Consider the following 15,684-nt stretch of genomic DNA (forward strand, 5'->3'; position numbering starts at 1 on the left):
AATTCGCCCAATGATTCGCTATTGCCCAAACTGCAACACCGCACGCCCGGTACAGGAAATGTTCTGCGAGGGCACCGTCGACCAGCACCCCTGCAACTGGGACCTGGCCGGGGAGCCGATCCACGCTGACGGCTGGCGCCCGCAGATCATCCATACCGTGGACAATCTCCCGCCGACGGACACATCTCCGGCGCCCGGCCTCGTCTGTGAAAACGGCCATGCCATGGACCCTGGCGACCTGATGTGCCTGCAGTGCGATGCTTCGCCGGCCCAGTCAGCAGCGGCCAACGGTGTGCCGGCTGCCCCGTCCGACGATGCGCCCGCAGCCAGCGAAACCTTGATCGACGGCTGGTCGCTGATCCGCCAGATCAGCAATACCGACGGCGTCCGCGAGCGTTACCTTGCAGTGCACCAGGAAACCGCTCGCCAGGCGGTGCTCACCCTTTATCGACCAGGTGCGGAGCCGGACACAGCGGTCTATGACGTGATCCGCCGCCTGCCCCGCGAGCATGTGCCCGAAATCATCGCCACCGGCCGCTGGGATGGCCGTGCATTCGAAGTGGTCGAGGAACTGACCGGCGGCAGCCTGGCCGACCTCGGCGGCGTGATCCGTGAAGCCCACAGCGTGCGCCATATGCTGCGGGAGCTGGGCCAGGCACTGCACGCCTTCAACGAGGCCGGCTTGCGCCACCGTGACCTGCGCCCGAGCAGCCTGCTGGTACGTGCCCATGAGCCACTGGACCTGGTGATCAGCGGCTTTGGTTCGGCGCGCCTGTCGGAATTCGACCTGGACATCGTCTCGCCGTTGGAAACCAGCCGCTACATGGCCCCTGAAGCCATCGCCGGCGGTGTGGCGGCCGCCTCGGACTGGTGGAGCCTCGGCATGATCCTGCTCGAGCAACTGACCGCAGGGGCCTGCTTCGAGGGCATCCATGCCAATGCCTTCCTCATCCATGTACTGGCCAATGGTGTCCCGATTCCCGACGACCTCGACCCACAGCTGAACCTGCTGTTGCGCGGCCTGCTGGCACGCGACCGGCACCAGCGCTGGCAATGGCCCGAGGTCGAGGCCTGGCTCGACGGGCGCCCGGTGCAGGCGCCGGCTTCACCCTTCACCGAGCGCGACGACGGCGAAGGTGCTGCCTTGCAACTGGGCGATGCGCGCTACCACAAGCCGGCGGTCTTCGCCCTCGCTGCCGCGCACGCCGAGCACTGGCAGCAGGCGCTCGACCATCTGTTGCGCGGCGTCATCGTCACCTGGGCCGAGCAGCTCGGCCTTTCCCCTTCATTGCTCGCCGGCCTGCGCCAAGTGGTGCAGCATGACGGGCTGGAGGACGATTTCCGTTTGATGCTCGCGCTGAAACTGCTCAACCCGGAAATCCCGCTGATCCACCGCGGTGAGATCGTCACCCCGGGCTGGTTGCTGGAGCATCCGCTGGAAGGCTACCGACTGATCAGTGGTTCGGTGCCCGACCTGCTGGAGCAACTGCAGACCGACAACTGGCTTTCTCGCCTCAAACTGCGCGCCGAGCAGGTGCGTCAGCGTGCCCTGCATCAGCAGATCGAACTGGTCGAGGAGACGTTGAGGGTATACCTGCTGTCAACCTCGCGGGCAAAGCTGGCCAGCGAATGGCAGGCACGCCAACGCCTACTGCCGGATACCGCGCACCCCGGCCTGCTGGCGTTGGCGGAACGACGGATCATCGCCGAAGAAGACCTGATCGTGTTGCTCAGCGCTTCGATCGGCCAATTCCGCTCGGTGGACGCGATCATCCAGGAAGCGGCTGAGCTGGCGAACAGTGTCGAAGTCGGCTGGTTCGACAGCGACGCTGCCACAGCGCTGCTACAGTACCCGCGCCAGGATCTTTACCACAGCGTCGATGAGCGCATACGCGGGTTCGCCCGCTGCGGCGTTGCCGAAGTGGATGCATGGGCCGAGCAGTTCCGCCTGGAACGGCGCATGCCGCTGCCCCAAGCCTTGGTGCTGCTGGCCATTCCGGCAAGCCAGTGGCTTGAACCGCAAAAGCAGCAGTATGTGTCGCAGATCCTCGAGTTCTTCGAGAAGAAGGTGGTAACCGCAGTGATGCGCGGCCCGCTGGTGCGCATGAGTATCGGCAAGACAACCGCCCGGGTCGATCTCAACGAACTGCACAGCGAGCGCCACCCAGCTGCCGCCCTGCTCGACCACCTGCTGCTGCGCAACGAACGGCCCGTGAACCTGGACCCTGAATGCTTCCAGGCCACGCCGCAGATTGCCTCGCGCCTGCACGCGCTGCACCGGCAGAGCGCACTGTACAAACGCGACACCGGCATCGATGGGCTGTATCTGGGCTTCCCTTTCCTGCTCAGTCGCGATCCGCGCGGCACCACGCGCACACGCATCATTCCGCTGTTGTTGTGGCCGGTGAAGCTGCTGCTGGAAGTGGGCAACCGCGGCCTTGCGGCCCTGGCCTTCGACAGCGAACGCGAAGAAGTGCGCCTGAACCCGGCGCTGGAAAGCGTACTCGGGGCCGAGGCCTGCAAGCGCTGGCGCAAGACGGCCGATGAGTTGCTTGGCCGCTCCTCGATCCGCGCCAGCGATGTGATGGATGCGTTCGGCATGCTTGCCACTGCGCGCTCGCGCAGCATCGTCGGGCTGCCGGCCAGCAGCGTGGAGGTCGTGCCTTACCAGGACGAACTGGCATGTGCCGGCGTGTTGTTTCACGTCACCTTCATGGGCCAGGCCATCGGCGAGGACCTGCGCCAGCTGAAGTCGCTCTCGCCTGCCGGCAGCGGGCTCGAGACCGCACTGCGGCTCAGGACCGGCGAGGAAGACGAGGCCGTGGCCCCGCCGGCGGAACTGCACCGCTATTTCACCGTCGCCAGCGACCCCTCCCAGGAGGCGGCCGTGCTGCAAGCGCGCCAAGGCCCGGGTTTGCTGGTGGAGGGGCCACCGGGCACAGGCAAGAGCCAGACCATCGTCAACATGGTCGCCGATGCCATCGGCCGCCAACGCAGCCTGCTTATCGTCTGCCAGAAGCACGCGGCGCTGGAGGTGGTGTACAAGCGCCTGGTAGCCGAAGGGCTGGGGCAGCGTATCGTCATGCTCAACGACGTCAATCGCGACCGCGAACCGATCATCCGCAGTATTCGCGAACAGCTGGAAAACCTGTTCATCGGTGGCGATGAAGGCCAGGGCCTGCTCCGCCAACGCGAACAAATGGCGGCGCGCATCGAGACACTCGAAGGCGAGCTGGACCGCTTCCACCAGAGCCTGCACCGCCCGGACCCGGCGACCGGTTTGAGCTACCGGCGCCTGCTGGGCGAACTGATCGAGCTCGAAGACGGGCCGCCACCGCTCGAATTCCCGGCGTTGCGCCAGCGCCTGGCCGTGCTTGACGTTGCCAGCCTGACACGCCTGGAAGAAAACTGTGCGCCGCTGATACGCCTGTGGCTGCCTGCCCGCTACGAAGGTAGCCCTCTGGTGCAGTTGCAGCCGTTCGCCACTGACCGCTCCACTCTGCAGGCCTTTACCGACAGCCTGCTGGCCTTCAGCCAGGCTGAGCTACAGCGCCAGACGACCCTGCAAGCACACCCGGCCAGCTTCGAGATCGACGACCCTGCGCCGTACCGGGCATGGATGGCCGCCCATGTGGCGACCTTGCTCGGGCTGAGCCAGGAGCAGCGACTGCGCCTGGCCCGCTGGCTCCCCCTGTTCCGCAGCAAGGACGGCGAGCAGCTGCCGCGTGGCGAAGCGATGCTGAATGAGCTGCGGCAACTGCAGCAGCAGCTCGACCAACTGCCCGAAGGCGATTACCTGACAGCACTGTCGCCTGCCTTGAGCCTGGTAGGCAGCACGTCGCTGCGCGGCCTGGAAAGCGATTGCACCAAGGTCATGGCCGCTCGCTCCTGGCTGACGCGCATGAACCCGATGCACCTGCTCAGACGCAAGCGTCTGCACGATTTCCTCGAAGCTCAAGGTAATGACCGTGTGGATAAAGGCCTGCCAGGGCTGCGCGCGGCCATCGACCTGGAACAGCAATGGCGCCCTCTGCGCGCCGAACTGGCTGCACTTCACCAGGCCTTGGCCCTGGACGGCGTTGCTCCGCAGGCAGGCCTGGAGCTGGCTGCCTTGGTAAAGGCTGATATCCATCAGCTCGTCGAGGTCCAGGCTTTGGCGCAGGCACTGGCACAGTCGCCCCGCGCACACCAGGCAGACGATGCCGTGCTTACCGGCGACAAACAACACCTGGAGGCCTTGCTCGGAGAGCTGGATGCCTCGCTGCTGCGCCAAGGCGTGCGCCAGTCCAGCCTTGACCAGCTCAAGCGGCTCGAAGACTGGCTTGGCAACGAACTGGCTCAACAGTTGCGGTATGCCGTGGAACACAACCTGAGCAACGAACTGGCGCTCAGCCACCTGCACGACGCCTTGCCCCATCTGGCGGCCTACCAGGGCTTCCGCGCCCGCGCCGGGCAGCTCGCCGAGGCTGACCTGGAGCTGCTCGCCCTGCTGCGCCAGCGCCAGGCGCAACTCGACCTGCTGCCCTCAGAGCAGCTCGACGCCGCCGTGCGCCGCCTGCTCAACCGCGAAGCGCGGCTGGGCTGGAAACACCGCATCGAACAGGCCAACCCGGAGCTGCTGTTCAGCCAGGAGGAGGCCCAGGCCAAGGTTGCCAGCCTGGCTCAAGCCGATACACGGATGCGTGAGCTCAATCGCCAACTGCTGGCCACCGGTATCGACCCCACGCGCCTGGGTAGCCGCAAGCAGTGGGAGGATGTGACCCGGCTGACCGGCAAGCGCTCGCGCCGGCTGCGTGAATTCCTCGAACTGGGTGCTCCGCTGGGGCTGATGACATTGCGCCCGGTATGGCTGATGAACCCGGACGTGGCCAGTCGGGTGCTGCCATTGAAGAACGGTTTGTTCGACACGGTAATCTACGACGAGGCATCACAGATGCCAGTGGAGTTTGCCCTGCCGACGCTGTTCCGCGGCCAGGTCACCGTGGTCAGTGGCGACGAGAAGCAGATGCCGCCGACGGCGTTCTTCTCCAGCCGGGTCGAAAGTGACGAGGCCGAGCTGTTCGATGGCGATGAGCCTGACGAGGACGCCGACGAGGAACAACGCGAAGCCTTCGAAGACACCTGGAACCGCCGCGAAATCAAGGACTGCCCAGACCTGCTGCAACTGGCGCGCAACGCCCTGCCCAGCACCACCCTGCAGATCCACTACCGCTCGGCCTACCGCGAACTGATCGGCTTTTCCAATGCCTCGTTCTACGGCAACCGCCTGAACGTGCCGGTGCGCCACCCCCAGGCGAGCATTCGTCAGCTCAAGCCACTGGAACTGATCCAGGTCGAGGGCCTGTACCAGAACCAGAGCAACGCGACCGAAGCCACGCGTGTCGTGCAGTACCTGGAGGCACTCTGGCAGCTGCCTTACGCGCAGCGCCCGTCAGTGGGCGTGGTGACCTTCAACCGCAAGCAGGCCGAGCTGATCGAGGAGCACCTGGAAGCCCACGCCGCCGAAAACGAAGCCTTCCGCGCCGCGTACGCCCAGGAGCGCGAGCGCAGCGAGGGCGGTGAAGACATGTCGGTGTTCGTCAAGAACGTCGAGAACGTGCAGGGTGACGAGCGCGACGTGATCGTGTTTTCCTCCACCTTCGGCCGCAACAGCCAGGGCACCTTCCGCCGCCACTTCGGGGTGCTCGGCCAGACCGGTGGCGAACGCCGCCTGAACGTGGCGGTGACCCGTGCTCGGCGCAAGGTGGTGATGATCACCTCGATGCCCATCGCCGACATTTCGGACATGCTCAACACCCAGCGCGCGCCCGCCAGCCCGCGCGACTACCTGCAAGGCTACCTGGAATATGCACGCGCGCTGTGTGCCGGCGAATTCGACTACAGCGGCAAGCTGCTTGGCCGCCTGCAGACGGACCGCAGCACGCAGGTGCATGGGCACGACCAGGGCCACGACGGCTTCGCCAGGATCGTTGGCGCGTTCATCGCGTCCCTGGGCTGGAATGCCGCCCCGGCCAGCGAAGGCGACGCGTTTGGCCTGGACTTCGCCATCGCAAGCCCGCAGACCGGAACCTATGCCATCGGCATCGAATGCGACGCGCCCAGCCACGCCCTGCTCGAGCGCGCCCGGGCCCGGGAAATCTGGCGGCCCTCGGTACTGCGCCGGGCGATTCCGCAGATCCACCGCGTCTCGTCCCAGGCCTGGTATCACGACGGCGACAACGAGCGCGCCCGCTTGCGCGCAGCCATCGAGGACGCCATGCAGGCAGGGCAGCCGGTGGCCGCATCCAACGACAAGGAGATCTGCCAATGAGTGGCCCAAAGGTGGTGCGCATCGTCACCCGTGAAGAAATCATCGCCCTTTGCGAAGGCCATCTGCGCCGCCTTGATCAGGCTGTGGCCCGCTGGGAAGCCCAGGCTGAAAAGCTTGGCCAGCTGAGCGAGCAGGAGCGCGCGGCCACGCGGGCACGGCAAGCGCGGTTGCGCGCCTTGCTCACTGAGGACCAGTACCAGGCATTGCAGAAAGCCGTCCCCATCGAGATCGAACACCTGCGGCGCGACCAGCTTGCCCGCGAGGAGCGCGCAATTCGGCAAGCGGCCGAGCAGCGCCAGCATCAGCGCCGCATGAAGGAAAATGCAGCGCTTCTGCTCAAGGCCCTGATCAGTCGCACCGACACCGCCCCGCAGGTGGTGCAAGCCCTGAAAAAACTGGCCGATGGCGCCCAACTGGACAATGCCGAGCAACTGCTTGCCCAAGGCTTCGCCCAATTGAGCAGCAGCAACGAAGCGCAAACCCTGGACGAACAGCAACGCGCGCTGGCTCAGCGCCTCAAGGATGAAGCCCCCACGCCCAACCTCACCACGTGGCTGGCCGAGCGAGCACAAGCCACCCGCGACCCACGCCTGCAGCAGATCGACCGGCATATCGCCGAGCTGCACCTGTTGCAAGGCACAGCCTGTGCTGAGCCCTTCGTACAAGCCTTGGCCCGGGCCGAAGCGCAGCCCCAGGCGCAACAGCGCAACTTGCTGCTCGACAGCCTGGTGATCGAGTTGGCCGACAAAAGCCGCGACTTCCAGCTGAGTCGCGATTCGCTCGCCAAGCTCCACGAACTGGCAAACGAAGTACAAACCCGCCTGGGCGCCGGGAACGAGGCCTTGCTCGAGCAGGTCCGCCTTTGCACGACCACCAGCCCGCAAGCCACGGTGAGCGAGCTGACGAGCCGCTGCGAAGCATTGCTCGCCATGCATGTGCAAGCGCAAGCCGCCCTCGCCCGTCGCGAAGCCATGCTCAAGGGCCTGGCCGAACTCGGTTACGAAGTGCGCGAAGGCATGACCACCGCCTGGGCTGACGCGGGCAAGATAGTACTGCGCAAGTCGGCCACGCCAGGCTATGGCGTGGAGCTGGGCGGCAAGGCCGAGAATGGCCGCATGCAGGTGCGTGCGGTGGCATTGAGCCATGATCGCGACACGCAGCGCGACAAGGACATCGAGACGATCTGGTGCAACGAGTTCGGGCGTCTGCAGGCGATGCTTCAAGGTAATGGAGGCGAACTGCTGATCGAGCGAGCGATGGGGGTGGGAGAGACGCCACTCAAAGAAGTGCTTGCCGCTGAAGACGAAGACATGGCTGCTGCCGGAAAGCTACGGACGACGTCATCATGAACGGGCACGATCTGTATGCCGATCTCAAGGATGTGCTGAGTCATCGTCAAATACGCGGGTAACTAGCCTGGGCTAATCCTGGAGCCGCTTTTCCATTACGATGGTGCGCTCAGCCCCATGAAACTCGTCGCGGATTTTCTGATAGCCCAGGGCGGCATAGAACTTCTCGGCGGTAATCGACGATGGCACACGTACAGCCCCAATGCCGGCGTGGGCAGCGGTCGCATGAATGACATCCATCAGATGCCGGCCAATGCCGCCTTTTTGGTGAGCCGGGTCAACGAAAACACTTCTGACCACATCACCGTCAAGACCGGCAGTGCCAACGATGTTATCGCCCAGCAAGGCTACGAAAACCCTGCGCTTGGCAAGTTGTGCAGTGACGACTTCAGGAGCAAAGCTCCGCTCAACCTGAGCGATCACATCAGGCGGGTAGTCCTGTGAATTTGACTCATGCAGGGCGGCTAGAACTACGCGGCTAATCGCTGCTGCATCGTTGCGTGTGGCGGGACGAACGCGATATTCCATGCGCAGACCTCTATGCTAAAGGATCACAGGTTAGCCCATCGCATTGGGCCTTCCCCGGACGCTTTCCAACAATTTCCTTCTTTGCTGTTCCCAACCAGCGCCGAGCGCTATCCAATCAGCTTGGAGGTCTCTCCATGGGAGCATGACCATCCTGCCCTTTTCTCCCTTGCCAAAACCTGCGCGCCGAGTGAGCGCTCGCTCCTCGCTGCTTCAATGGCAACCGCTGCCCGCGTGACCGCGCTGTAACCGAGCTACGTTCTGATCGATGCGGCCTTGGATCGTGCGCAAGGTGTCTGGCGTAATGACCTGTGGGTACAGGTTCTCGGCGATGCTTGCAAACTGGCTAGCCACCTCACAAATGCCGTCAATCATTCTGACTGCAACCTCCCGGGGCACCTCGGCTTCCTCGGCAAGCCGAAGCATTTGTGTGCGGGTAATCGACAGGGCCTCCCCCATTACATCCATCTGGTGATATCCACCTGGTCCCTCGCAAAAGGTCACATCGTAGGCCGGCGACAGTCTCCAATGACCGTCCTGCGACATGACGTAGGCAAAGTTCTTGGGATGATCATCTCTGTTGTTGAACGCTACATTGAAGACGGCACGTTCGAAGGCCACCGCCATCTCTCGCACGTCGTTGGTACACATCTGGGTTGCCCGAAGGAAATTGACGTAGTCCAACACGCCTGGAGACCGGTAATTCGCCCCCGTGAAGGCCGCGAGGCTTTGCATGGGCAGGCGCAGGCCATCCTGACGGTCAAATCGCTTGCTGGCAAACGCCGCCAACCCATCAGGCAGGCTGAAGTACTGCGTGTCAGGGGTCTCGATACCGCACATGCGCAGGCATTCGGCGTAGACCATTTCGACAGCGCACACCTCGGCATGCTCTTCCTTGGCCGGGAACTTGACCAGCCAGGCTTCAAAGCCCGCCGTCACGGCAGTTGTAAACCGGCCAGTTTCGGGATCACGATAGACAAGGGCCTTAGGCCTTGCACCTTGAGGCGAGCCACCCACCAGCAGCAACCTCTGCAGGAACTCACCGCCGTCTCCATGGAGCACTTCCTGCACTTCGGCGGCTAGCTGCTCCAGCGGGATGTGGACTTCAGACGCCTGCCCTTCGGGCGCCACGGGTTCAAACGTCATGGCCCCCATGGCATTACCACCGATATAGGCCAGCCGTTCCAGTGAGCCGATGCGCGCTGTGGTGAGCCCGCGGCGCCTGAACATACGGTCCATCAGCAACATGCCCCATCCGTCCGGCAAGGCGTCGTAAACAGGCCCTGGCAAGTACAGTTGGTGGTCTGGAAAGTCTCGGCGCAGTTGAGCCCCCTCCAACGGCAGCGTGTAGGACGACAGCTCCAAGCCCCTTTGCCTGGCTTCATTGCTGTACTCGAACACAATCAGTGGACGACCGGTCAGGGCAGTCGTGGAGACCAGCGTGCCCCATTGCCATCGCCCCCCCCACCCTTCGTAGAAGACGTTCACCTGCTCAAGCATTGCCGGGCTTCCTCTTGGTACGAAGACGATTGGCGCTGTTTTCGTAGCGCCGGATATCCTCGATGCTGTCCAGTTTTGGCAGGAACAGGCCTTCCAGTTCCTTGGTCCGGCCAAGCGCCATCGCCACCCGAACAACGTTCTCGAATCCGACATTGCGCCCGGCTTCAAGGTTGGACACTGTGTTTGTAGCGATGCCAGCACGCCCGGCCAAGTCCGCCTGTGTCATGTCCCGCGCCAAGCGCTCTGTGCGCAAGCGATCGCAGAGGCGCTTCACGACCTCACTCGGCTTGCTGAAGCTTAAATCCAACATAGTGTGTACCAAGCCCGCTCTGTACGAGTTAATCCACAAAATTATAGAATTAACGCAAGGCCCTATCAAGCGAGCTAATTCCCTTAATTTGCGTCTTATCGCTTAGTTTCTACATCTACCCACAATTTAGTGGATTTACGGACGCTTGCACAGAGGCTTCGTCGGCGGTTTGAAAGGGGTTGCACGATCCAATACCCAAGCCATCCCGAACCTTTTATAGCGCCACGTGCATGTGGGCATGTGGGCATGAGGGCATGAGGGCAGTGTCGCGCGCCGTGCTGATGGTGTTCGCGCAGAGCATCATGGGAACCGCTGAAACCGTCTACCCTGCCCCGCAGCCAAAGGCTTACCCCTTGCAAACTGACCACGCTGTCCCTTGGGAGCACTGTACATGTCTATCGACTTCAGACCCGCTCGAGTCTCGGACGCGCATGATATTGCGCGCTTCTTTCAACTGACATCGGAGGGCATGGCCGATTACATATGGAGCAAGCTCGCTGCCCCCGGAGAAGCACTGCTGAGTGTCGGTGCGTCTCGCTATGCCAGAGAACAGGGCGACTTTTCATACAAGAACTGCCTGATGGCCACTTTCGAAGGGCGCGTCATCGGCATGATGCATAGCTATGTCTTGCGCGCGACGCCTGACAGGCCAGCCGAGACCGACCCCGTCCTCGCGCCTTATTCCGACATGGAAATACCCGATACCTTGTACATATCCAGCCTGGCACTGGATGAGGCCTGGCGGAGCCAGGGGCTGGGTGCCCAGTTTCTTCGCCACGCCCAGCAGCGCGCTGACGACGCTGGCCTCGATGGACTGTGCCTGATCGATTACGCAGAAAACCACGGTGCACGCCGCTTCTACGAACGTCATGGATTTCAGATCGTGAAAACCTGCCAGATCGTTCCGCACCCGATGCTCGGTGTAACCGGTGAAGCCTATTTAATGTATCGCCCTACTCACAACGTGCTCGAGAAACAGCCATGAACCAGAAACTGACCGTGTTCCGCGAACTGGATATCCAACCGCTGCGCGACCTGCCCTTCTTTGAAGAAGTTTTGGAAGGTACCCCTCACACGCTGACGTCCAAGTACTATCACGATGAACAGCAAGGTCGCATTTCCGGAGAATGGGAAGCCAGCACCGGGGCGTGGCGCATTGACTACAAAGTCTGGGAGTTCTGCCACGTTTTGAGTGGATGCTGCATCATCGAGCTTGAGGGTTGCGCCCCGGTCAAACTGGCCGCTGGCGACACGTTCATTATCGAACCGGGCGCCAAGGGCAAATGGACCGTAGTGGAAGACATGAAGAAGAACTTCGTGATCCTCTTGCCCGCGAACTAAGCCACTGAATGCTGGCTGAAGCCGACTATGCTGGTAGCAATCCACACGCCGGCACAGGGGCTGTTAAATGGGCAAGAAGCGCAGGTTCGGACAGGCTGCTTGGCTGGTGCTACTGACCCACTTGCTGTTCTCGCCCCTGCTCCATGCAGACACCCCTCAGTCCGGGCCAGAGGTAGAGGGTGTCATTGCCGAGCCCGCCCCGCTGACCGTCATCAACCGCACGGTGCTGGTCTTTCGTGCGACGCTGCTGGGCGAAACACCCAAGGTGCGCGCCCAGCGCGCCAAGAAGGTCATCGAGGAAACGCTCCAGGAAACGAACGATCTGGAGGTTCGCGTCGACCCTATTCTGCGCAGCTACCTGGTGCTGCTGGGCGGGCGCCGTGCATTCATCGTGACGCCGCTGGATGCTGCGGCCGATAGCATTACAGCAGGCGAAGCCGCCGAGCAGGCCGCCGAGAACCTGCGCCTTGTCGTCGAGGAAACCCGTCAGGCGCGTAGCCTGCGCTTTTTGCTCACGGCGATAGGCTACGGCGCTGCGGCAACCCTGGTGTTTTTCATGCTGGTAAAGGCCGCAGGCTACTGTCGACGCAAGCTCTTGGGGCTGCTGCCCAAACTGATGGGCAAACACTCCGAGCGCCTCAAGGTCGGCCACACGCAACTGTTCGACCTGCAGAACCTGTACTACCTGATAGACCGCTCACTCTGGCTGCTGTACTGGTTGGTCGTGTTGTTGCTCTGCTACCAGTGGCTGGGCTTCGTGCTATCCCGGTTCCCTTACACCCGGGCCTGGGGTGAAAGCCTCAATATCCACCTGATGGAACTGCTCAACTACCTGGTCAGCGGCATTTTACGTGCCATGCCCGGCCTGGTAGTTGCGCTGTCGATCTTCTTCATCGCCCGTGGTATCAGCGCCTTCTCCAAACGTGTGCTAAGGCGCATGGCACGCCCGGGCACGTTGAAATGGCTGACCGCCGAAACCTTGCAACCGACCATGCGCCTGACGTCGCTGGCGATATGGCTATTCGCCCTGGTGATGGCCTACCCCTATCTACCCGGCTCGGGCACCGATGCCTTCAAGGGGCTCTCGGTGTTGCTCGGTCTGATGATTTCACTGGGGGCGACCAGTGTCATCGGCCAAGGGGCCGCCGGATTGATCCTTACCTACACACGCACGATGCGCGTCGGCGAGTTTGTACGCGTGGGCGATTACGAGGGCACGGTGACCGAAGTGGGCATCTTCACCACATCCATACGCACCGGGCTTGGCGAAGTGCTGACACTTCCCAATTCAATGATTACCGGCTCGGTGACCAAGAACTACTCGCGTATCGTGGAAGGGCCAGGCTATGTGGTCGATACCGTGGTGACCATCGGCTACGACACCCCCTGGCGTCAGGTCGAGGCGATGTTGCTGGAAGCGGCTCGGCGCACCGACGGCGTGCTGCAAACGCCCGCGCCCCAGGTATTCCAGACGGCGCTGTCGGATTTCTACCCCGAGTATCGATTAGTGGCCCAGGCCATTCCGTCAGAGCCCAGGCCACGCGCGCAGCTACTGAGCTTGTTGCACGCCAATATCCAGGACGTGTTCAACGAGTATGGAGTGCAAATCATGTCGCCTCACTACCTGGGCGACCCCGAGCAACCCAAATGGGTGCCCAAGGAGCAGTGGCACGCGGCCCCGTCCAAACCTGAAAACTCCGCGTGAGCGATGAACCCTCCGGTGCTGATCAGGCCCCAGCCATGGCCCCGTGCAGGCGCAACATGCAGTAATAGCCAGGCCTGACGCAGTTTCTAACCGTGGGTTCAGTTCAGCGCCTACCGCCGGTAAACCAGCGCATGTAAGGATTCTCTGCGCTGATCGGCGCCAAGGCCCGCGCCTCGCGCATCCAGGCCTGGCGATTGCCGTTGTAGGCCAGCAGCGACAGCCCATAAAAACGACGCAGCAACGCCCACTCATCATTCACCGCGGCGAGCACCGAGGGGTTGGCATTTTCCAATGGCGGCGCTACCCGCAGCGCCAGTAATGCCGGTAGCACGCGGGTGATTTCGCGCGGCCGTACCCACGGCGCGTACTCGATACGGGGCCGATCGTCGGTAACCGGCTGTGCATCGCCGGCATAACGCTCAAGCCCTTGCCGGTCGGTCACCCAGGTGGCCAGCAATGCTTCGACCGAGCTTACGCCGACCTGGGCCAGGGCAGCCGAAACCTGGGGTTGCTCGAAACGTTGGCGGATGCGCGGTACATCCAGCACCATCGGCGTTGCCGAGCCGATCAAGAGCATCTCGTGAAACTCAGTGGTCCACAGCGAGGCATGCGGGAACACGTCAAGAAAGCTGCGTACCAGCGAGCGGCTGTCCTCGTCGTTCTGGGTGGGGAGCGGTAGCCATTGAGCCACCAGTCCATGCTCCTGCAGGCGAGACGCTGCCAACTGATAGAAGTCGCGCGAGTAAAGGTTGACCACCCCTGCTGCCGAGGGCGGTGGTGGCTCCAGGGTGATCACGTCGTATCGTTGCTCATTACGCAAAAGCTCCCGGCGCCCATCACGCAGGCGGATGTCAAGGCGCGGATCGTTCACAGCGTCGTAGTTACCGGAGAACAGCGGCGCCGCTGCCAGTACCTGCGGCAGCAGTTCGGCAACCACCGGATGCTCCAGGCCTGAATAGCGCAGCATTGCACCGGCGGTGATCCCGGTACCGAAGCCGATCACCAGCGCCGAGCGCGGCTCGTCGCGATGTATCAGCAATGGCAGCAACGCCTGCAGGCGCATGTAGCGCAGTGACGGCATGGCATCCCCAGTGTTGGACACACCCTGAATGTACAGGCGGTTGAACGCTTGTCCCTGACGCTGCTGGTTGACCACCGCTACCGTGCCGCCGCGGCCTTCCTGGTAGAACACCAGTTCGCCGCTACGCGCACCTGGTAACAACTGTGCCAAGCGTTCTGGTGGGGTAAGTGCGCCGGAAACCAGGGTCGCGCCGCCAACCAGCAGGACCGCTGCCCGCATGCCCTTGTGCACGGCCTTGCCGCGCCATGTCGCTACTGCCCCGATGGCCGCCGCCAGGCAAGCGAGCACCACCAAAGTTCGCACCAGCCCTATTCCAGGCACCAGGACAAACCCCGTGAGCATGACACCGACGATGCCACCCAGGGTATTGAGGGCAATCACCGCCCCCACGTCCCGCCCCACTTGGCCACTGTCCACGGCCAGGCGCAGGGCCAGCGGAAATGCCGCCCCGAGCAACGTGGTCGGGATGAATACCACGCACACTGCGGCAGCCGCAAAGCGCGCGCACATTCCAGCCAACTGGCTGCCGGTCAGTTGCAGTACATGGCTTTCCAGCAGGGTCTGCCAGGTCACCAGCCACCGCCCGAGCCCGGCAATCTGCAACAACGCCAGCAGCCCGGCAGACGCGATCAGCAGGCCGAACAGCCCCCAAGGGTCGCGGATGCGGTCTGCGCGCCTCGCATACAGTGCACTGCCCAGGACCAACCCCGTCAGGTACGTGGCCAACACCACGGAAAAGGCAAACGCGCGGGTACTCATGAACTGCACGATCGATTGCGTCCACACCACTTCATAACCGAGCGCCACGCCACCTGCCAGGCAATACAGGGCGATGGCCAAGCGAGCCTGCGGCGTGCGCGGCAGCGAGGCAGTGGCAGAGTTAGGCAAAGCCCGCTCATCCCTGCCGCGCCCGCACCAGGCGCCCAGCGCGGCCAGCAGATTCAACACCCCCGCCACACAGGCGGCCCCGGTGACGCCAAGCAGGGGCAGCAAGACGAATGCCGCCAGCAAGGTGCCGCAGATTGCGCCAGCGGTATTGGCGGCGTATAACCGACCGCCCGCCTCCCCCGTCTGCGCGCCATTGGGGGTTAGCGCTCGAACCAGCACAGGCAAGGTTCCGCCCATCAAAAAGGCGGGCAGCCCCACCAGGCTCAATGGCAGCAGCCAGGCCAGCAAGCCGACACTCGCCTCCAGGCGGGCAAACAGTGCCGCACTCTGCGCCAGCCCCAAGGTCGCCGCCACCGCCAGTAATGCGACCGCCAACTCCAGCCCCGCATAGAGCCTGACCGGGTGGCGCAACCGGTCAGCCCAGCGACCGAACACCAGACCACCCATGGCCAGCCCCGCAAAAAACGCGCTGATGCCAGCGGTGATGGCATACACCTCCACCCCAACCACCAGAGACAGCTGCTTGACCCAAAGCACCTGATAGATCAGCGCTGCACCGCCAGAGATGAACAGCAGCGCCGCAGGCATCAGCCATTGCAACGGTGCTTGCGTTTCGGTGGAGGCGGAACTATCGGCGCGGGGAAGGTTCACGACTGCTGGCATCATCAAGCCTTA

9 protein-coding genes are annotated in these 15,684 nt (G+C 63.1%); 5 read left to right on the forward strand and 4 right to left on the reverse strand.

Going from position 1 to position 15,684, the window contains the following annotated elements; all coding sequences use genetic code 11:
* Positions 1–10: 10 nt before the first annotated feature.
* Both J3A98_RS12630 and J3A98_RS12635 read left to right on the forward strand, forming a co-directional pair.
* The gene (locus J3A98_RS12630; protein ID WP_209966500.1) at positions 11–6,310 is read left to right on the forward strand and encodes an AAA domain-containing protein; all 6,300 of its coding nucleotides are present in this window, start codon (positions 11–13) and stop codon (positions 6,308–6,310) included.
* Complete coding sequence (locus J3A98_RS12635; protein WP_209966502.1) at positions 6,307–7,659, forward strand: hypothetical protein; 1,353 nt, start codon at positions 6,307–6,309, stop codon at positions 7,657–7,659. Before J3A98_RS12630 ends, J3A98_RS12635 begins: the two co-directional genes overlap by 4 nt.
* Positions 7,660–7,731: 72 nt before the next feature.
* Here the strand turns inward: J3A98_RS12635 and J3A98_RS12640 are convergent, their stop codons facing one another.
* The 3 genes from J3A98_RS12640 to J3A98_RS12650 all read right to left on the reverse strand — a co-directional run bounded on the left by J3A98_RS12640 (position 7,732) and on the right by J3A98_RS12650 (position 9,994).
* Positions 7,732–8,187: a GNAT family N-acetyltransferase gene (locus J3A98_RS12640; RefSeq protein ID WP_209966504.1), complete on the reverse strand. Its 456-nt coding sequence runs from the start codon at positions 8,185–8,187 to the stop codon at positions 7,732–7,734.
* A gap of 210 nt (positions 8,188–8,397) precedes the next feature.
* Entirely contained in the window at positions 8,398–9,684 is a 1,287-nt protein-coding gene (locus J3A98_RS12645) for a type II toxin-antitoxin system HipA family toxin (RefSeq protein ID WP_209966506.1), read from the reverse strand.
* Positions 9,677–9,994, reverse strand: coding sequence for a helix-turn-helix transcriptional regulator (locus J3A98_RS12650; protein WP_021782301.1), 318 nt, complete (start codon positions 9,992–9,994; stop codon positions 9,677–9,679). Before J3A98_RS12650 ends, J3A98_RS12645 begins: the two co-directional genes overlap by 8 nt.
* Positions 9,995–10,385: 391 nt before the next feature.
* Here J3A98_RS12650 and J3A98_RS12655 point away from each other — a divergent pair, with 391 nt between their 5' ends.
* From J3A98_RS12655 to J3A98_RS12665, 3 genes are all read left to right on the forward strand, one after another.
* The gene (locus J3A98_RS12655; protein WP_021782299.1) at positions 10,386–10,979 is read left to right on the forward strand and encodes a GNAT family N-acetyltransferase; all 594 of its coding nucleotides are present in this window, start codon (positions 10,386–10,388) and stop codon (positions 10,977–10,979) included.
* Positions 10,976–11,335, forward strand: a complete 360-nt coding sequence (locus J3A98_RS12660; RefSeq protein ID WP_021782298.1) for a cupin domain-containing protein — start codon at positions 10,976–10,978, stop codon at positions 11,333–11,335. Before J3A98_RS12655 ends, J3A98_RS12660 begins: the two co-directional genes overlap by 4 nt.
* A 67-nt stretch (positions 11,336–11,402) precedes the next feature.
* Positions 11,403–13,040, forward strand: a complete 1,638-nt coding sequence (locus J3A98_RS12665; RefSeq protein WP_209966508.1) for a mechanosensitive ion channel family protein — start codon at positions 11,403–11,405, stop codon at positions 13,038–13,040.
* A gap of 103 nt (positions 13,041–13,143) precedes the next feature.
* Here the strand turns inward: J3A98_RS12665 and J3A98_RS12670 are convergent, their stop codons facing one another.
* Positions 13,144–15,597 (reverse strand): fused MFS/spermidine synthase, encoded by a 2,454-nt coding sequence (locus J3A98_RS12670; RefSeq protein ID WP_245355504.1) that lies wholly within the window; start codon positions 15,595–15,597, stop codon positions 13,144–13,146.
* Between the last annotated feature and the right edge of the window lie 87 nt (positions 15,598–15,684).

Source organism: Pseudomonas sp. BP6, from assembly GCF_017875935.1.
Classification (GTDB): Bacteria; Pseudomonadota; Gammaproteobacteria; order Pseudomonadales; family Pseudomonadaceae; genus Aquipseudomonas; species Aquipseudomonas putida_Y.